The organism is Klebsiella sp. HC6 (assembly GCF_022605325.1).
Taxonomy (GTDB): Bacteria; Pseudomonadota; Gammaproteobacteria; order Enterobacterales; family Enterobacteriaceae; genus Klebsiella; species Klebsiella terrigena.
The window spans coordinates 4,984,929-5,002,340 of record NZ_CP093276.1 but is presented as its reverse complement, the minus strand read 5'-3'; the positions used below and the strand labels follow the sequence as shown (position 1 = coordinate 5,002,340).

The 17,412-nt window shown below is 59.4% G+C and carries 17 protein-coding genes; 6 read left to right on the top strand and 11 right to left on the bottom strand.

Going from position 1 to position 17,412, the window contains the following annotated elements:
• Positions 1 to 64: 64 nt before the first annotated feature.
• Positions 65 to 2,458, bottom strand: a complete 2,394-nt coding sequence (locus MMW58_RS24230) for a glucose/quinate/shikimate family membrane-bound PQQ-dependent dehydrogenase (RefSeq protein WP_159237419.1) — start codon at positions 2,456 to 2,458, stop codon at positions 65 to 67.
• A gap of 204 nt (positions 2,459 to 2,662) precedes the next feature.
• Between MMW58_RS24230 and hpt the strand changes: the two genes are divergently transcribed.
• Positions 2,663 to 3,199 carry a hypoxanthine phosphoribosyltransferase gene (gene hpt / locus MMW58_RS24220; protein WP_041147520.1) on the top strand — a complete coding sequence of 179 codons (537 nt, stop codon included), beginning with the start codon at positions 2,663 to 2,665 and terminating at the stop codon, positions 3,197 to 3,199.
• A 95-nt stretch (positions 3,200 to 3,294) separates the two neighbouring features.
• On the opposite strand, the gene can is transcribed toward hpt, so the two are convergent.
• Positions 3,295 to 3,957, bottom strand: coding sequence for a carbonate dehydratase (can, locus tag MMW58_RS24215; RefSeq protein ID WP_045859826.1), 663 nt, complete (start codon positions 3,955 to 3,957; stop codon positions 3,295 to 3,297).
• A gap of 106 nt (positions 3,958 to 4,063) precedes the next feature.
• Here can and MMW58_RS24210 point away from each other — a divergent pair, with 106 nt between their 5' ends.
• The 4 genes from MMW58_RS24210 to MMW58_RS24195 all read left to right on the top strand — a co-directional run bounded on the left by MMW58_RS24210 (position 4,064) and on the right by MMW58_RS24195 (position 7,629).
• Entirely contained in the window at positions 4,064 to 4,990 is a 927-nt protein-coding gene (locus tag MMW58_RS24210) for an ABC transporter ATP-binding protein (protein WP_041144085.1), read from the top strand.
• On the top strand, positions 4,987 to 5,757 hold the full coding sequence (locus MMW58_RS24205) for an ABC transporter permease (RefSeq protein WP_045859825.1): 771 nt from the start codon (positions 4,987 to 4,989) through the stop codon (positions 5,755 to 5,757). Before MMW58_RS24210 ends, MMW58_RS24205 begins: the two co-directional genes overlap by 4 nt.
• Positions 5,758 to 5,877: 120 nt before the next feature.
• Positions 5,878 to 6,318: a PTS sugar transporter subunit IIA gene (locus MMW58_RS24200; RefSeq protein ID WP_133600631.1), complete on the top strand. Its 441-nt coding sequence runs from the start codon at positions 5,878 to 5,880 to the stop codon at positions 6,316 to 6,318.
• A gap of 63 nt (positions 6,319 to 6,381) precedes the next feature.
• Complete coding sequence (locus MMW58_RS24195; RefSeq protein ID WP_241722270.1) at positions 6,382 to 7,629, top strand: polysaccharide deacetylase family protein; 1,248 nt, start codon at positions 6,382 to 6,384, stop codon at positions 7,627 to 7,629.
• 36 nt (positions 7,630 to 7,665) lie between these two features.
• Here MMW58_RS24195 and panD read toward each other — a convergent pair whose 3' ends face one another.
• The 9 genes from panD to thpR form a co-directional block, all read right to left on the bottom strand.
• Positions 7,666 to 8,046 (bottom strand): aspartate 1-decarboxylase, encoded by a 381-nt coding sequence (gene panD / locus MMW58_RS24190; RefSeq protein WP_095103716.1) that lies wholly within the window; start codon positions 8,044 to 8,046, stop codon positions 7,666 to 7,668.
• Positions 8,047 to 8,195: 149 nt separating this feature from the next.
• On the bottom strand, positions 8,196 to 9,050 hold the full coding sequence (gene panC / locus MMW58_RS24185; RefSeq protein WP_041144089.1) for a pantoate--beta-alanine ligase: 855 nt from the start codon (positions 9,048 to 9,050) through the stop codon (positions 8,196 to 8,198).
• An 11-nt stretch (positions 9,051 to 9,061) separates the two neighbouring features.
• On the bottom strand, positions 9,062 to 9,853 hold the full coding sequence (gene panB / locus MMW58_RS24180) for a 3-methyl-2-oxobutanoate hydroxymethyltransferase (RefSeq protein WP_241722269.1): 792 nt from the start codon (positions 9,851 to 9,853) through the stop codon (positions 9,062 to 9,064).
• A 117-nt stretch (positions 9,854 to 9,970) separates the two neighbouring features.
• Positions 9,971 to 10,450, bottom strand: coding sequence for a 2-amino-4-hydroxy-6-hydroxymethyldihydropteridine diphosphokinase (gene folK / locus MMW58_RS24175; protein WP_159237414.1), 480 nt, complete (start codon positions 10,448 to 10,450; stop codon positions 9,971 to 9,973).
• Entirely contained in the window at positions 10,447 to 11,841 is a 1,395-nt protein-coding gene (gene pcnB, locus MMW58_RS24170; RefSeq protein WP_133600627.1) for a polynucleotide adenylyltransferase PcnB, read from the bottom strand. The genes folK and pcnB overlap by 4 nt, the downstream gene beginning before the upstream one ends.
• 179 nt (positions 11,842 to 12,020) lie before the next feature.
• Complete coding sequence (gene gluQRS, locus MMW58_RS24165) at positions 12,021 to 12,902, bottom strand: tRNA glutamyl-Q(34) synthetase GluQRS (protein ID WP_241722268.1); 882 nt, start codon at positions 12,900 to 12,902, stop codon at positions 12,021 to 12,023.
• A gap of 58 nt (positions 12,903 to 12,960) precedes the next feature.
• Positions 12,961 to 13,416 (bottom strand): RNA polymerase-binding protein DksA, encoded by a 456-nt coding sequence (dksA, locus tag MMW58_RS24160; RefSeq protein WP_007373199.1) that lies wholly within the window; start codon positions 13,414 to 13,416, stop codon positions 12,961 to 12,963.
• Between the two features lie 152 nt (positions 13,417 to 13,568).
• A complete protein-coding gene (sfsA, locus tag MMW58_RS24155; protein WP_241722267.1) occupies positions 13,569 to 14,297 on the bottom strand; it encodes a DNA/RNA nuclease SfsA in 729 nt (242 codons plus the stop codon).
• Positions 14,297 to 14,833 carry an RNA 2',3'-cyclic phosphodiesterase gene (gene thpR, locus MMW58_RS24150; protein ID WP_045859802.1) on the bottom strand — a complete coding sequence of 179 codons (537 nt, stop codon included), beginning with the start codon at positions 14,831 to 14,833 and terminating at the stop codon, positions 14,297 to 14,299. The genes sfsA and thpR overlap by 1 nt, the downstream gene beginning before the upstream one ends.
• A 127-nt stretch (positions 14,834 to 14,960) precedes the next feature.
• On the opposite strand from thpR, the gene hrpB reads away from it, so the two are divergent.
• Positions 14,961 to 17,405, top strand: coding sequence for an ATP-dependent helicase HrpB (hrpB, locus tag MMW58_RS24145; protein WP_241722266.1), 2,445 nt, complete (start codon positions 14,961 to 14,963; stop codon positions 17,403 to 17,405).
• Positions 17,406 to 17,412 lie beyond the last annotated feature (7 nt).

The following is a 17,412-nucleotide window of genomic DNA, read 5'->3' as shown; positions in this document are numbered from 1 at the left end:
CGGCCTGTTATACAAAAGAAAAGGCCCGGTTCTCACCGGGCCTTTTGCTCTTTGACTTCAGCGGTTATTTCGCTTCGTCCGGCAGGGCGTAAGCGACGATGTAGTCGCCCATCTTCGTCCCGAACGAACCGTGGCCGCCGGCGGAGATGACAACATACTGCTTGCCATCAACCTCGTAGGTCATCGGCGTCGCCTGGCCACCCGCCGGCAGGCGGGCCTGCCACAGCTTCTCACCGTTGCTCATATTGTACGCGCGCAGGTAGTTATCCGCGGTAGCGCCAATAAACAGCACGTTACCCGCCGTGGAGATCGGGCCGCCCAGCATCGGCATACCGAGCGTAAACGGCACCTGGACCGGCATCGGGAACGGCAGGCTGTCCTGCGGCGTCCCGATACGTTTTTTCCACACCACTTCGTTAGTCTTCAGATCCAGCGCGGAGATGTAGCCCCAGGCCGGCTGTTTGCACGGCAGGCCAAACGGCGACAGGAAGGCGTTGAGGGTTACGCCATACGGCACGCCGTACTGCGGCTGCACGCCGGACTCGGTGCCGGAGCCTTTCGCATCCTTTGGCGGCTCCATCGGGTTGCCCGGGCCGCGTGGGATCAGCTTAGAGACGAACGGCAGCGCCATCGGGTTGGCAATCGCCACCTGACGGTTCGGATCGACGGAGATACCGCCCCATTCGAACATGCCGAGGTTACCCGGGAATACCAGCGTGCCTTGCTCAGACGGCGGGGTGAAGATGCCTTCATAGCGCAGCTGGTGGAAGATAACGCGGCACACCAGCTGGTCGAACATGGTGGCGCCCCACATATCCGCACCGGTCAAATCTTTCTTCGGACGGAAGCTCAGGTCGGAGAACGGCTGCGTTTTGGCAACGTAATCGCCTTTCGCCGCGCCCTGCGGAACCGGTCTTTCCGGCGCCGGGACGACCAGCTCGCCGTTACGACGGTCCAGAACGAAGATGTTACCGGTTTTGGCCGGCGCGTAGATAACCGGTACGGTTTTACCGTTGACGTCAATATCTGCGAGGGTTGGCTGCGACGGCATATCCATATCCCACAGATCGTGATGAACGGTCTGATAGTTCCATACCAGTTTACCGGTGGTCGCGTTCAGCGCCACGATAGAGCTGGCGTAACGCTCCTGTTCCGGCGTACGGTTGCCGCCCCAGATATCCGGCGTGGTGACGCCCATCGGCAGATAGACTAAATCCAGCTTCGCGTCATAGGCCGCTGGCGCCCACGAGTTAGGGGAGTTCAGCGTAAAGTGGTGCTGGTCGTCGGGGATCGCGTTCGGGTCTTTGGCACCCGGATCGAACACCCACTGCAGCTTGCCGGTATTGACGTCGAAACCGCGAATCACGCCCGACGGCTCGCGGGTAGAGAAGTTATCGGTCACCGCGCCGGCGATGATAATGGTGGTATCGGTAACGATCGGCGGCGATGTCGGTTCGTACATCCCCGGAGTGGTCACCGGCATGTTGGTCTGCAGGTTGAGAATGCCTTTGTTGGCAAAGGATTCACACAGCTGGCCGTTGTCGGCGTTAATGGCGAACAGGCGACCGTCGTTGACCGGCAGGATGATGCGGCGCGGACAGTTGGCGACGACGTCAGCCGGCGCGCTGTCGGCCTTCGCTTCGTGGTAAGAGACGCCGCGGCAGGTCACGTGCTGGAAGGACGGGTCCGCGTTCAGCTGCGGATCGAAGTGCCACTTCTCTTTCCCGGTCGCCGCGTCCAGGGCGAACAAACGCTGGTGGGCGGTACACAGGTAGAGCATGTTGCCGACCTTAATCGGCGTCACTTCGTTAGTGATCTCACCCGGATCGTTCGGCTGTTTCAGGTCGCCGGTGCGGAACACCCAGGCTTCCTTGAGGTTCTTCACGTTATCGGCGTTGATTTGCTTCAGCGGTGAATAGCGTTGGCCCTCCTGGTTACGGCCATATGCCGGCCAGTCGCCGTCGGCAACGGCGGAGATCGGGGCCGCAGGCGTGGCGTCGGCGCTCAGGGTGCCGTTCACTTCCTGCGGATCGTTAAATCCGGCCCAGGTCAGGATCCCGCCGCTGATCAGCAGGGCGATAACCAGCCCGGCCACCGCGCCGGCGGAAGGGACGGGCAGGCGACGCCAGACGAAGGGCAAAATCAGCCAGATGCCGAAGAACACCAGGATGTCGCTACGCGGGGTGAGCGCCCAGAAGTCAAAGCCGACCTCCCAGACTCCCCAAATCATGGTGGCGAGAAGCAGCGCGGCGTACAGCCAGAGCGCAGAACGCTTACCGCGCAGCAGCATAACGGTAACGGCGAGCATCACCAGGCCGGCAATCGGGTAGTACCAGGAGCCGCCGATAGCGGCCAGCCATACCCCGCCAACGAGAAGATAGAGACCGCAGAACGCTGCAAAGAGCGCAGTCAGCGTCACGACGAGTCGCCGCGATTGTTGAGGTTTTGTTTCTGCCATAGAAGGTTACTCGTTTTGTTTGTTAATATTTTAGATGCAATTAATTATAGGATTTAACAAGTGTGATCGGAATCACAAAATAGCTTTTATTATTCCCTGCACCGCAGATTTCTTTTTACTGGTATAATGGTCAGCTTGCCGGTCAACGTCGATGTGAGAGCAGCGGCTTTGATGATTTACATTAAGAATCAAGTGGTTAGTTTAATGAAACATACTGTAGAAGTGATGATCCCGGAAGCCGAGATCAAAGCGCGTATCGCCGAACTGGGTCGTCAAATCAACGAATGCTACAAAGACAGCGGCAGCGAAATGGTGCTGGTGGGGCTGCTGCGCGGCTCATTTATGTTTATGGCCGACCTGTGCCGTGAAGTTCAGGTGCCGCATGAAGTCGATTTTATGACCGCTTCCAGCTACGGCAGCGGCATGTCCACGACCCGCGACGTTAAAATCCTCAAGGATCTGGACGAAGACATTCGCGGTAAAGATGTCCTGATCGTGGAAGACATCATCGACTCCGGCAACACGCTCTCTAAAGTGCGTGAGATCCTCAGCCTGCGCGAGCCGAAATCGCTGGCCATCTGTACGCTGCTGGATAAGCCGAGCCGTCGCGAAGTGAGCGTACCGGTTGAGTTTGTCGGCTTTGCTATCCCGGACGAGTTCGTTGTCGGTTACGGTATTGATTACGCCCAGCGCTATCGCCATCTGCCGTACGTAGGCAAAGTGGTGCTGCTGGACGAGTAGGACGTAGGTGAGCCGTTGCGCGGTGCCCGGCTAAGCAGCATGCCGCCGGGTTTATCCGGCGCGGGCCGCCTGTCCGGATGTGGGAAGCGCGTCGGCTACTTGTGGTTGACGTGCTTGATTTTGAGGTTGGAAATGCCGTGACGGTAGCGCTGTTCGAGGGTTTCGCGGCTGACGGCGGTCACGTCAAGATCGCGCAGCAGGCCATCGTGAATGCCGTAGGCCCAGCCGTGGATCGTCACCTTCTGCCCGCGTTTCCACGCCGAGCGCATAATCGTTGAGTGACCCAGGTTATAGACCTGCTCCATCACGTTCAGCTCGCACAGCGTATCAAGGCGACGCTCTTCGGGCATCTCGCCCAGCAGCGAACTGTGTTTAAACCAGATATCGCGAATATGCAGCAGCCAGTTGTCGATAAGGCCCAGCTCGGTGTTTTCAATCGCCGCCTGCACGCCGCCGCAGCCGTAGTGGCCGCAGATGATAATATGCTCGACCTCCAGCACATCAACGGCGTACTGCACCACGGAAAGACAGTTCAGGTCGGTATGAATCACCAGGTTGGCAACGTTGCGGTGTACAAACAGTTCGCCAGGCTCCAGGCCCGTTAACCGCTCAGCGGGTACGCGGCTATCAGAACATCCAATCCACAGAAAGCGCGGTTTTTGCGCCTGAGACAAGGTTGCAAAAAAACCGGGGTCTTCTTCCACCAGCATTTTTGACCATAGTGCATTGTTGCTGATGAGTGTATCTATATCGTTCATGGACGTTCACGGCCTATAACCAGGTAAGTGCGTTGCGCTAATATAGGTTAACCTCACGTTTTTTAAAACAACCCATCGCGTGTCACGACACGAGAAGAGACATTTAATGACCATTGCTCTGGAACTAAAACAGCTTACAAAAACCTACCCCGGCGGGGTTCAGGCGCTGCGGGGGATCGACCTGCAGGTTGAGGCAGGCGACTTTTATGCGCTGCTGGGCCCGAACGGCGCGGGTAAATCCACCACGATTGGCATTATCAGCTCGCTGGTCAATAAAACCTCAGGCCAGGTCAACGTCTTTGGCTACGACCTGCAGAAGGACGTGGTTAACGCCAAGCGCCAGCTCGGCCTGGTGCCGCAGGAGTTTAACTTTAACCCCTTCGAAACCGTGCAGCAGATCGTCGTCAACCAGGCGGGCTACTACGGCGTTGAGCGTAAAGAAGCGGTGATACGCAGCGAAAAATACCTGAAACAGCTCGATCTATGGGAAAAGCGCGGCGAGCGCGCGCGGATGCTATCCGGCGGCATGAAGCGCCGTCTGATGATCGCCCGCGCCCTGATGCACGAGCCGAAATTGCTGATCCTCGATGAACCAACCGCGGGCGTGGATATCGAACTCCGCCGTTCGATGTGGGGCTTCCTCAAGGATTTGAACGATAAAGGCACCACCATTATCCTCACCACCCACTACCTGGAAGAGGCGGAGATGCTGTGCCGCAATATCGGCATTATTCAGCGCGGCGAGCTGGTGGAGAACACCTCCATGAAGGCGCTGCTGGCGAAGCTAAAATCGGAAACCTTTATTCTCGATCTGGCGCCGAAAAGCCCGCTGCCGGTGCTCGAAGGCTATCAGTATCGGCTGGTGGATACCTCGACTCTGGAAGTTGAAGTGCTGCGCGAGCAGGGGATCAACAGCGTATTTTCTCAGCTGAGCGCGCAGGGCGTTCAGGTTTTAAGCATGCGTAACAAAGCCAACCGCCTGGAAGAGCTGTTTGTCACGCTGGTACATGACAGGAAAGGAGAATCAGCATGATGCAGCTGTACTGGGTCGCGCTGAAAAGCATCTGGGCCAAAGAGATCCACCGTTTTATGCGTATCTGGATCCAGACGCTGGTGCCGCCGGTGATCACCATGACGCTCTATTTCGTCATTTTTGGCAACCTGATCGGTTCGCGCATCGGCGAAATGCACGGTTTTACCTATATGCAGTTTATCGTGCCGGGCCTGATTATGATGGCGGTGATCACCAACGCCTACGCCAACGTGGCCTCCTCTTTCTTCAGCGCGAAATTCCAGCGCAATATTGAGGAGCTGCTGGTGGCGCCGGTGCCGACGCACGTGGTTATCATCGGCTACGTTGGCGGCGGCGTGGCGCGCGGGCTGTTTGTCGGGATCCTCGTCACCGCGATCTCGCTGTTCTTCGTCCCGTTCCAGGTTCACTCCTGGCTGTTCGTTGGGCTGACGCTGATCCTGACGGCCATCCTCTTCTCGCTGGCGGGCCTGCTGAACGCGGTATTTGCCAAAACCTTTGACGATATCAGCCTGATCCCGACCTTCGTGCTGACGCCGCTGACCTACCTCGGCGGGGTATTCTACTCTCTGACCCTGCTGCCGCCGTTCTGGCAGGCGCTGTCGCATCTGAACCCGATCGTCTACATGATCAGCGGCTTCCGCTACGGCTTCCTCGGTATCAACGATGTTCCGCTGATTACCACCTTTGGCGTACTGGTGGTCTTTATCGTCGCGTTCTACCTGCTGTGCTGGTCTCTGATCCAGCGCGGACGCGGTCTGCGCAGCTAGCGGACCGTTATTGGCGCTTCGCTGAGCGATTAGGCGAAGCGCCATCGGCTAATCTTGACTGCCATCACCGACATCAATCATTCCCCTTGTTAAATTAGCCTCCTGCTAAGGAGGTAGGCGATGTTAGGTTGGGTTATTGCGTGTCATGACGAGAAGGCGCAGGAGCTGCTGGGCCGTCTGGAAAAAAGATATGGGCCGCTGACGCAGTGTCGGGCGGTGAACTACTGGCGCAATCTCAGCAGCAATATGCTGAGCCGGATGATGTGCGAGGCGCTGCACGCGGTCGACAGCGGCGATGGCGCGATCTTTCTGACCGATGAAACCGGCGCGGCGCCGTATCGGGTCGCGGCGCTGATGAGCCATAAGCACACCCACTGCGAAGTGATCTCCGGAATCGACTATCCATTGTTAGAGCGAATGTATCTGCTGCGCGAGAGCCTGAGCAGCGAAGCGTTTCGCGAGGCGATAGTCAGCGCCGGAGGCCCGACGGTCAGCAGCCTCTGGCACCAGCAGCAAAAAAATCCGCCTTTCCGCCTGCTGCATGAAGCGTACGGGAATTAGGCGTTGGTATTGATGCCGCTTTTGTTACAATGGCGGCAGTTTCTTTCCAGCGGTTAGACGTCGATGTTTGCCCGAATCTTTGCTCTGCTCCTTGTGCTGACGTCGCTCAGCGCCTCTGCCAGCCTGTTAAGCCAACAGGGCGTGCCTGCGCGCTATATGCAAACCGCTGAAGATGCGGTTATCTGGGCGCAGATAGGCAATGAGGTGGTCAGCGTCGGCAATATCCGCGCCGGGCAAATTATTGCCGTCGTGCCGACCGCCGCCGACTATTATGAGTTCAGCTTTGGCTTTGGTACCGGTTTTATCGATAAAGGCCACCTGCAGCCGGTGCAGGGCAAGCAGCGGGTGGAGGACAGCCTCGGTGATTTGCATAAGCCGCTGAGCAATCAAAACCTGCTCACCTGGAAAGATACCCCGGTCTACGACGCCCCCTCCAGCGGCAGCGCGCCGTTCGGCACGCTGGCGGATAATTTACGCTATCCGATAATCAGCAAGCTAAAAGACCGGCTCAATCAGACCTGGTTTCAAATTCGCATCGGCAATCGCCTGGCGTGGATCAGTAGCCTCGACTCCCAGCAGGATAACGGCATTCCGATCCTGACCTATCACCACATCCTGCGTGATGAAGAGAACACCCGCTTTCGCCATACCTCGACCACCACCTCCGTTCGCGCCTTCAGCAACCAGATGACCTGGCTGCGCGACCAGGGTTACACCACCCTGAACATGTATCAGCTGGAAGGCTACGTGCGCAATAAGATCAACCTGCCGGCGCGCTCGGTGGCGATCACCTTTGATGACGGCCTGAAGTCGGTCAATCGCTACGCATGGCCGATCCTCAAGCAGTATGGCTTTCACGCTACGGCGTTTATTATCTCCTCGCGCATTAAGCGCCATCCGCAGAAATGGGCGCCTAAGTCACTGCAGTTTATGAGTATTTCTGAGCTGAAGCAGATTCAGGACGTCTTTGACGTGCAGTCGCATACCCACTTTCTGCATCGGGTTGACGGCGGGCATCGTCCGATTCTGCTGAGCCGCAGCTACCACAATATCCTGTTTGATTTTGAGCACTCGCGCCGCGCCTTGACGCAGTTTAATCCGCACGTGCTCTATCTCTCCTATCCGTTTGGCGGCTATAACGCCACGGCGGTGAAGGCCGCGAACGACGCCGGTTTTCATATGGCGGTGACCACGGTGAGAGGGAAGGTGAAACCGGGGGATAATCCGTTCTTATTGAAGCGCCTCTATATTCTGCGCACCGATTCGCTGGAGACGATGTCGCGGCTGATCAGCAACCAGCCGCAGGGGTAGCTCGACGCCCGTCCTGAGCAGGGCGTCGCAGGGCTATCAGGCAACCTGAACCGGAATGGCTTTGGCCTGACGCTTCATCTCGTTGTCGCCTTCAAAGTAGGCAACCTTTGGCCGCCAGCTGCGGGCTTCTTCATCGCTCATGGTGACGAAGCTGGCGATGATCAGAATATCGCCGACGCTGGCGCAGTGCGCCGCCGCGCCGTTAACGGAAATGATTCTGGAACCGCGCTCGGCGGCGATGGCGTAGGTGGTGAAGCGGTTACCGTTAGTCACGTTCCAGAGATGGATCGCCTCATTTTCGAGGATCCCGGACGCATCAAGGAAATCCTGGTCAATGGCGCAGGAGCCTTCATAGTGCAGATCGGCCTGGGTGACTTTTACGCGGTGGAGTTTGCCCTGCAGCATATTACGAATCATAGTGTCTACCTTTATTCCCGTCATACTTCAAGCGGCATACAGGCTGGCTGCACTCGAACTATTGCGGGTATCTACCTGACGAAAACGAAGCGGATATCGCATCCGCTTGAGCAAATGCCGGGCAGTATTGCCCGGTTTTTAACCTTTGTCTACAGGCCGAGCTCGACGATTTTGTTGTCGATAAGACGCGCCTGGCCGAGCCATGCTGCCATCAGGATCACCGCCCGTTGGCTGGTTTCCGTCAGCTCCAGCAGCGTATCCGCATCGCGGATCTGAATATCGTCGGAGCGGAAGCCCTTTTCGTCCAGCTCCTGCCCGGCAAGGGTAATCATTTCATCCAGATTACGATCGCCGGCCGCCAGCTTTTCCGCCACGCTATTCAGCACTTTATACAGCCCTGGGGCGATCTTGCGCTGATCAGCGGTAAGGTAGCCGTTGCGTGAACTGAGCGCTAAGCCATCTTTGGCGCGGATAATCGGTACGCCGATAATCTCGATATCGTAACCCATGTCGGCAACCATCTTGCGGATCAGCGCCAGCTGCTGGAAGTCCTTCTCGCCAAAGCAGGCAACGTCCGGCTGCACCAGGTTGAACAGTTTGCTGACGATGGTGGAGACGCCGCGGAAGTGGCCCGGACGGCTGGCCCCTTCAAGCATGGTCGACAGGCCTGGAACATCGACGTAGGTCTGACCTTCGGTACCGTGCGGATAGATTTCCGCCGGAGCCGGTGCGAATACGAAGTCCACTTTGCGTTTGTTCAGCTTCTCGCAATCGTCCTGCAGCGTGCGCGGGTAGCGCGTCAAATCGTCAGGGCGGTCGAACTGCATCGGGTTAACGAAAATGCTGACCACCACGACGTCAGCGCTGGCTTTCGCTTCATCAACCAGCTTCATATGACCGTCATGCAGGTTGCCCATGGTGGGGACCAGCGCAATGCGCTTGCCTTCCTGACGTAAACGGCGGATATGCTGACGCAGCAGCGGCAGGGATTCAATAATCAGCACAACAAGACTCCTTAATGGAAACTGTGTTCTTCGCCCGGATAGACGCCGGACTCCACTTCGGCAATATACTGCCGTACCGCCGCGCGTATGTCGCCTGCTGCGGCGAGGAAATTTTTAGCGAATTTAGGGATATGGCCGCCGGTGATGCCGAAGGCGTCATGCATAACGAGGATTTGCCCGTCGGTAACGTTGCCTGCGCCGATGCCGATCACCGGGATGGTCAACGCGTCGGTCACGCGCCGGGCCAGCGCCACCGGCACGCACTCCAGCACCAGCAGCTGCGCGCCTGCGGCTTCCAGCGCCAGCGCGTCGTCAAGCAGCGTTTGGGCCGCATCGCCGCGTCCCTGAACCTTATAGCCGCCAAAAACGTTAACCGACTGCGGCGTCAGGCCAAGGTGACCACAAACCGGCACCGCCCGTTCCGTCAGCATTTTTACGGTCTCAGCCAGCCACGCGCCGCCTTCGATTTTGACCATATTCGCCCCCGCGCGCATCACCACGGCGGCATTGGCAAAGGTCTGTTCCGGCGTGGCGTAGGCCATAAACGGCAGGTCGGCGAGCAGCAGGCAGGCCGGAGCGCCGCGGCGTACTGCCCGGGTGTGGTAGGCAATGTCTTCAACCGTCACCGGCAGCGTGGAGTCGTGGCCCTGTACCGTCATGCCCAGCGAATCGCCAACCAGCATCACGTTGATGCCCTCATCGGCAAACAGCTTTGCGAAGCTATAGTCGTAGGCGGTGATGGTGGCGAAGCGCTTCTTCTCCTGTTTGCATTTCTGCAGCAGGGCGATAGTGGTCGGTTTCATAACGTTTCCTGATGATGAAAGTCATATTAACCGGCATTCTAACAGCAGCACTGGAGGGGGCAACGGTTTTAGGCAACCGATAACCACGATCGCCGTAATTGTTAAAGGCAGCGGGGACTACCAGAGAACGGGTTTATCGGCAGCGAGCTGGGTCAGTACGCTGCGTAACGCGACGCCGTCAGGAAAATGGAGCTCGGGGGCAATCTCAAACAGCGGCCACAGCATAAAGCCGCGGTTTTTCATATCGTAATGCGGCACCGTCAGGCGCTCGCTGTCGATAACCTGCTCGCCAAACAGCATGATATCGAGATCGAGCGTGCGCGGACCCCAGCGTTCGGCCTTGCGTTCGCGGCCCTGCTGCAGCTCGATGCGCTGGGTATTATCCAGCAACTCTTCTGCGGTAAGCCCGGTCTCCAGCGCGACGGCGGCGTTAAGGTAGTCAGGCTGATCCTGCGGCCCCAGCGGCGGCGTGCGGTAGAAAGAGGAGACGGCGACGATCCGGCTGTTGGGGATCTCCGCCAGCGCGGCAACGGCAGCATTAACCTGCTCCAGAGGAGCGGCCAGATTGCTGCCGAGGGCGATAAAGGCGAGCGTCATGCGCCGCCCGGGCGCGGGGCGCGTTTACGCGGACGACGATGACGGCGGCGCGGCGCCGGCTCTTCATCGAGCTCGTTAAGCATATCTTTTTGATCCGGCGGTGGTGCAACCTGGAACTCGCCCCACCATTTGGTCAGGCGCAGCAGCTCGCCGTTCTTTTCGGCACCGGCGCGCAGCTCAAGCAGATCGTACGCGGCGCGGAATTTTGGATGCTCCATCAGCTTCCACGCGCGTTTGCCCTGGCGGCGGGACATCCGCAGCTGCAGCTGCCAGATATCGCGAACCAGGGTGGTGATGCGCTTCGGAATCGCCAGCGTACGGCAGGCTTCGTCCAGCACGTCGTTCATCGCCAGCAGGAAGGCGTCGTTGTACGCCAGGCCGCTTTCCTGGGTAATTTTCTGCGCCATTTCCAGCAGCGGATACCAGAACATCACCGCAAACAGGAACGCCGGGTTAACGCGCATATCGTTATGGATGCGGTTATCGGTGTTCTTCAGTACCTGGGTGATGATGTGCTCCATCGGGCTATCGCCGTGCTCGGTAAAGTAGCGGGTGATGGTCGGGAACAGCGGCTGGAACAGATTGTATTCGCGCAGCAGCATATAGGTATCAAAACCGTAGCCCGCCTGCAGCAGCTTGAGCACTTCTTCAAACAGACGCGCCGGAGGCACGTCGTGCAGCAGCGCCGCCAGGCGTGGGATCGGCTCGGCGCTTTCCGCGCTGATGCTCATATTGAGCTTGGCGGCAAAGCGCACCGCGCGCAGCATGCGTACCGGATCTTCGCGGTAGCGGGTTTCCGGATCGCCAATCAGGCGGATAACGCCATCCTGCATATCCTTCATGCCGCCAACGTAATCGCGGACGGTAAAGTCGGCAACGCTGTAGTAAAGGCTGTTAATGGTGAAGTCGCGGCGCTGGGCATCTTCTTCGATGGAGCCGAAGATGTTGTCGCGCAGCAGCATGCCGTTCTGGCCGAGCTGCGAGGTGACGCGATCGGTGGTATGCCCTTCGTGGTGACCACGGAAGGTGGCGACTTCGATAATCTCCGGCCCGAACATGACGTGAGCCAGGCGGAAACGGCGGCCGACCAGGCGGCAGTTGCGGAACAGTTTACGTACCTGATCCGGGGTCGCGCTGGTGGTGACGTCGAAATCTTTCGGCTTCTTGCCAAGCAGGAGGTCGCGTACGCCACCGCCGACGAGATAGGCTTCGTAGCCCGCCTTGTTCAGTCGATAGAGCACCTTGAGGGCATTATCACTGATATCTTTGCGGGAAATTGCATGCTGTTCGCGCGGGATAACCGTCATATGCGTTTGTTCGACGGCGGCTTCTGCCTCGCGCTCCTCACGGCTTAGCACCTTACGGCAAAAATTAGCGACTCGGGTAAAAATGTTGCACCTCGTAGTGTCAGACTGACTTCAGGACCAAAAAGCTACTCTATGGGCTTCAGATTGCAGCACGGCGACAGGCTTGTGGGCTCACGGTGGCATAGAAAGCTATGTAACCTGGGCGGACAAATGCGGCTATCGCAGCGGCAACGTGTAAGGCGACGAGTAAAAATTGCGGCTAATCATAGCTCAGCGGGAGCCATTTGAGAATGCTGGATTTTTTCGGGTTTCCAGTTCGCTACCGCCTGCTTGAGTAAATCATCGGTACTCAAGGCTCGCCATTCCTGCTCAACGTCCTGATTAAGAAACATTAGCGCCCGTATAATTTCCGGGCGCGGATCGCCTTCCGGCAGCGCCGGGGCATGATTTTGTTTGGAGAGTTTATTCCCCTCGGCGTTCAGCGCCAGCGGCAGATGCAGGTAATCCGGCGCCTGCCAGCCAAAGTGCTGATAGAGCGAAATCTGCCGCACCGTAGGCTCAATAAGATCGGCGCCGCGGACTATCTCACTCACGCCCTGGAAACGATCGTCCACTACCACCGCAAGATTATAGGCGAACAGGCCGTCGCGGCGGTGGATAATAAAATCTTCGCGCGCCAAAGGCTCGTCGGCAACCAGGGTTCCGCGCAGCTGGTCATAAAACTCAAGCACCGGTCGCGTCTGGCGTATGCGCAGCGCGGCGCCCTCTGCCGGCAGCCGCAGGTCGCGGCAGTGGCCGTCATAGATGCCGCCGGCGGCGTGAATACGCGCGCGGGTGCAGGTGCAGTAATAGCACAGCCCCTGCTCATACAGCCAGGCAAGGTGCTCCCGGTAGGCTTCGTGGCGCTGCGACTGCCACAGCACTTCGCCATCCCAGTGCAGCCCGTAACGCTCGAGCTGGCGCAGAATGGTATCGGCAGCGCCGGGAACTTCCCGCGGCGGGTCGATATCTTCAATGCGTACGTGCCAGATGCCGTTTTTTGCCCGCGCCTGAAGATAGCTGCCGAGTGCGGCAATCAGGGAGCCGAAATGGAGTTCGCCGGAGGGTGAGGGGGCAAAGCGGCCTGTATAGCGTGAGTCATTCATGGTCTATAGAGCATGTAGGCGGGAGAAACTCCCGCCGGAGATACGATAGCGAAGTGGATTAGCCAGCCATCTGTTTTTCGCGAATTTCCGCCAGAGTTTTGCAATCGATGCACAGATCTGCGGTCGGACGCGCTTCCAGACGGCGAATGCCGATCTCAACGCCACAGGATTCACAAAAGCCGAAATCTTCGTCTTCGACTTTCTTCAGTGTTTTCTCGATCTTTTTGATGAGTTTACGTTCGCGATCGCGGTTACGCAGCTCCAGGCTGAACTCCTCTTCCTGAGCGGCACGGTCTACCGGGTCCGGGAAGTTAGCAGCTTCATCCTGCATGTGTGTTACGGTGCGATCCACTTCATCCCTGAGTTGATTACGCCATGCTTCAAGAATACGCTTGAAGTGCGCTAGCTGGGCTTCGTTCATATACTCTTCGCCCGGCTTCTCTTGGTACGGCTCCACCCCAGCGATGGCGAGAATACTCAGGGACGATGTTTTACGGTTTTGCCCTTCTTGCATGTTGCTTCTCCTTAACACGCACTATCGATCCCCATGGTGGGGGAAAAATCAGGCCGCTATAAATAGCAGATGCTTTTCCGGATAGCAATTATCTAAACGTTACACTTGACAACCCTGTGAAGAAAAGCGTATTTGCGCTCGCGACCCGGACACTATTTAGCCGTTTGTTTACCGGGAGTTAACACCACGGTAATCGGCTTATTCAGAGTCATCATCTCGGTAGAAAGTTCCGCTTTATATGCGAGAATTTCAACCCCCTTGGTTTGCGCTTCAATCAATAGCTGTGCGTATCTGGCATCAATGTGGTGAGCGGGAGAGAAACGGTCGATCGCCGAATGCAGCACGGCGAACAAAATCACCGCCCGATCGCCGGCTGCCGCCACGCCCATCAGCTCCCGCAGGTGCTTCTGGCCGCGCTCGGTGACCGCATCGGGGAAATAACCGCTCTCTTTCTCCGCTAACGTAACCGATTTCACTTCAATATAGCAGTTTTGTCGTTCTTCTGCCTGTAACATAATATCGATGCGGCTGTTCTCTCCGCCATATTTTACTTCACTTTTCAGCGTGTTATAGCCATAAAGCTCGCTAATATTACCCGCCAGTATCGCCTCTTTTGCCAGCGTATTGGCGCGTAAAGTATTCACGCAAATCGTCGCGCCCTGCTGGGTTTCGGTTAATTCCCAGGTATGGGCATACTTGCGCTTCACGTTATCGGAGGTGGAATACCAGACGGTATCGCCGGGGGTCGCGCAGCCGGTCATCGCCCCGGTGTTCGGGCAGTGCAGGGTCAGCTCGCGTCCGTCGGGGGTCACCACGTCGGCCAGAAATCGTTTGTAACGTTTAATCAGAACGGCGGACCGTAGCGGTGGGGTGAACAGCATCAGCTCTCCTCGTTGAAGGGGTAACGTTCCAGCGCGGTATAGCGGGTACGTCCGCGGGCAAAGCTGGATTCATAAAGTACAAATTCGCGCACCGCAAACGTCCAGCTGAAGCCGGGCGGCGGGATGGGTACCGCGCTGCGGGCGTCGCGCAGCAGGGTGATATGCGGATGGAACGGCTGCGGGCTTTGATAGCAGCCGCTGCGGGCCGCCTGCGCGCGCAGCATACCGGCCAGCTGCAGCACGCCGCGCGGCGGCTGGCGCGTACCGAGCCACACCACCCGCGAACGCAGCCACTGTCCGGCATCGTCGAGGGTCAGCGTAAAGCCGGGCTGGCGAATGCGTCCCGCCTGTGCCGCCAGCGCGCGCTGCTTATCCGCGCTGACCTCGCCAAGAAAGGCCAGCGTCAGGTGCAGGTTGGCTTTTGCTACCGGCCTGCCGGCGTCATCCGGGAAGCTCAGGGCGCGCCAGTCGACGATCCGCTGCTGCACCTCTTCAGGCAGTTCAAGGGCGAAAAACAGCCTTTTCGGCTCGGACATGATAAATACCCGGTAATCATTTCAGTGCGATGAATTTCAACCTGCAGCGTATCTGCAACGCGAAAGACGACAAGTCAGGCGTGATGCTACAATGCCTGCCCTTGAATGTTAAGCCCTGGAGCCTTTCGTGTCCTCATTGCCGGTTGCCGCCGTCCTCCCCGAACTTCTCTCCGCTCTGCAGCAGGCGCCGCAGGTGCTGCTCAATGCGCCAACCGGTGCCGGTAAATCGACCTGGCTGCCGCTGCAAATCCTCGCGGCGGGCCAGATCGACGGGCGCATTATTCTGCTGGAACCGCGCCGGCTGGCGGCGCGCAACGTGGCGCAGCGGCTGGCCGAACTGCTGGGCGAGAAGCCGGGCGATACCGTGGGCTACCGGATGCGTGCGGACACCTGCGTCGGACCAAATACCCGAATTGAAGTGGTCACCGAGGGGATCCTGACGCGCACGCTCCAGCACGACCCCGAGCTGACGGGCGTGGGTCTGGTGATCCTCGATGAATTCCACGAGCGCAGCCTGCAGGCGGATCTGGCCCTCGCCCTGCTGCTCGACGTGCAGCAGGGCCTGCGCGACGATCTCAAGCTGCTGATTATGTCGGCGACGCTGGATAACGATCGCCTGCAGCGGATGTTGCCGCAGGCGCCGGTGATTACCTCCGCCGGCCGGGCCTTCCCGGTGGAGAAGCGCTATCAGGCGCTCGCCGCGCACCAGCGCTTTGATGAGGCGGTGGCGATAGCCGCCGCCGAGCTGCTGCGCCAGGAGAGCGGGTCGATGCTGCTGTTTCTCCCCGGCGTCGGCGAAATTCAGCGGGTGCAGGAGCAGCTGGCCGGGCGGGTGGCTGACGATGTGGCTATCTGTCCTCTGTACGGGGCGCTGCCGCTGAGCGAGCAGCGAAAGGCGATTCTGCCGGCGGCGAAGGGGACGCGTAAGGTGGTGCTGGCGACCAATATTGCCGAAACCAGCCTGACCATTGAGGGGATTCGACTGGTGGTGGATAGCGCCCAGGTGCGGGTTGCCCGCTTTGACGCCCGCACCGGCTTAACCCGCCTGATAACCCAGCGCATCAGCCAGGCCTCCATGACCCAGCGCGCCGGCCGCGCCGGGCGACTGGAGCCCGGAATTTGCCTGCACCTGATCGCCAAAGAGCAGGCGGAGCGCGCGGCGGCGCAGAGCGACCCCGAGATCCTGCAAAGCGATCTGTCGTCGCTGCTGCTGGAGCTGCTGCAGTGGGGATGTCACGATCCCGCCGAACTCCGCTGGCTGGATCTGCCGCCGGAGATCAATCTGGCAGCGGCCCGGCGTCTGCTGACGGCGCTCTCTGCGCTGGAGGGCGGCAGGCTGTCGGCGCGCGGGCGTAAAATGGCCGCGCTGGGCAACGATCCGCGCCTTGCGGCCATGCTGACCGCGGCGGACTCTCCCGATGCGGCGGCAACGGCGGCTAAGCTGGCGGCGATCCTCGAAGAGCCGCCGCGCGGCGCGAATAGCGATCTTGGCTCGGCGTTTGCCCGCCAGCAGCCTGGCTGGCAGCAGCGGGCGCAGCAGCTGCTGAAGCGCCTCGGCGGCCGGGCGGGCCATCCCGATGCCCAGCGCGTGGAGGCGCTGCTGGCACCGGCCTTTGCCGACCGCATCGCCCGCCGACGCGGCCAGGAGGGGCGCTATCAGCTGGCAAACGGCATGGGGGCGATGCTTAACGCCGATGACGCGCTTGGGCGCCATGAGTGGCTGATTGCGCCTCTGCTGCTGCAGGGGAGCGCGTCGCCGGATGCGCGCATCTTACTTGCGCAGCCGCTGGACGTTACCGCGCTGCTGGAGCAGCTGCCGGATCTGGCCCAGCGCTCCGATACCGTGGAGTGGGATGAGGCCCAGGGAACGCTGAAGGCCTGGCGCCGCACCTGTATCGGCCAGCTGGTGATCAAAACTCAGCCGCTGGCAAAGCCGTCGGAAGAGGAGCTGCACCGGGCGATGCTCAACGGCATTCGCGATAAGGGCCTCAGCGTGCTGAACTGGACGGCGGAGGCGGAGCAGCTCCGTCTGCGGCTGCACTGCGCGGCGCAGTGGCTGCCGGAGGAGGCATGGCCGGCGGTGGATGAGGCCTCGCTGCTGGCAACGCTGGAGGCGTGGCTGCTGCCGCAAATGGGCGGCGTGCACTCGCTGCGCGCGCTCCGGGCACTGGATATTCGCCAGGCGCTGCAGAACTGGCTGCCGTGGCCGCTGCGCCAGAAGCTCGATAGCGAGCTGCCAACCCACTACGTCGTGCCGACCGGCAGCCGGATCGCCATTCGCTACCACGAGGAAAACCCGCCGGCGCTGGCGGTGCGTATGCAGGAGATGTTTGGCGAAGCGACGACCCCGACCATTGCCCAGGGCCGGATGGCGCTGGTGCTGGAGCTGCTGTCGCCCGCCCAGCGCCCGCTGCAGATCACCCGCGATCTCAGCGCCTTCTGGCAGGGGGCCTATCGGGAAGTGCAAAAAGAGATGAAGGGACGCTACCCCAAACACGTCTGGCCGGACGATCCGGCAAACGCCGCGGCGACCCGGCGCACCAAAAAGTATGCGCCGCCGGGGTCGAACTGAGCCCGGG

Excerpts from the sequence above, each read along its gene's own strand:
- MMW58_RS24230 (WP_159237419.1), bottom strand. The coding sequence starts at position 2,458 with ATGGCAGAAACAAAACCTCAACAATCGCGGCGACTCGTCGTGACGCTG.
- MMW58_RS24195 (WP_241722270.1), top strand. The coding sequence starts at position 6,382 with ATGTTTGCCCGAATCTTTGCTCTGCTCCTTGTGCTGACGTCGCTCAGC.
- folK (WP_159237414.1), bottom strand. The coding sequence starts at position 10,450 with ATGACGCTCGCCTTTATCGCCCTCGGCAGCAATCTGGCCGCTCCTCTG.
- can (WP_045859826.1), bottom strand. The coding sequence starts at position 3,957 with ATGAACGATATAGATACACTCATCAGCAACAATGCACTATGGTCAAAA.
- sfsA (WP_241722267.1), bottom strand. The coding sequence starts at position 14,297 with ATGCTGTTCACCCCACCGCTACGGTCCGCCGTTCTGATTAAACGTTAC.
- MMW58_RS24205 (WP_045859825.1), top strand. The coding sequence starts at position 4,987 with ATGATGCAGCTGTACTGGGTCGCGCTGAAAAGCATCTGGGCCAAAGAG.
- panB (WP_241722269.1), bottom strand. The coding sequence starts at position 9,853 with ATGAAACCGACCACTATCGCCCTGCTGCAGAAATGCAAACAGGAGAAG.
- MMW58_RS24200 (WP_133600631.1), top strand. The coding sequence starts at position 5,878 with ATGTTAGGTTGGGTTATTGCGTGTCATGACGAGAAGGCGCAGGAGCTG.
- panD (WP_095103716.1), bottom strand. The coding sequence starts at position 8,046 with ATGATTCGTAATATGCTGCAGGGCAAACTCCACCGCGTAAAAGTCACC.
- dksA (WP_007373199.1), bottom strand. The coding sequence starts at position 13,416 with ATGCAAGAAGGGCAAAACCGTAAAACATCGTCCCTGAGTATTCTCGCC.
- MMW58_RS24210 (WP_041144085.1), top strand. The coding sequence starts at position 4,064 with ATGACCATTGCTCTGGAACTAAAACAGCTTACAAAAACCTACCCCGGC.
- thpR (WP_045859802.1), bottom strand. The coding sequence starts at position 14,833 with ATGTCCGAGCCGAAAAGGCTGTTTTTCGCCCTTGAACTGCCTGAAGAG.
- hpt (WP_041147520.1), top strand. The coding sequence starts at position 2,663 with ATGAAACATACTGTAGAAGTGATGATCCCGGAAGCCGAGATCAAAGCG.
- gluQRS (WP_241722268.1), bottom strand. The coding sequence starts at position 12,902 with ATGAATGACTCACGCTATACAGGCCGCTTTGCCCCCTCACCCTCCGGC.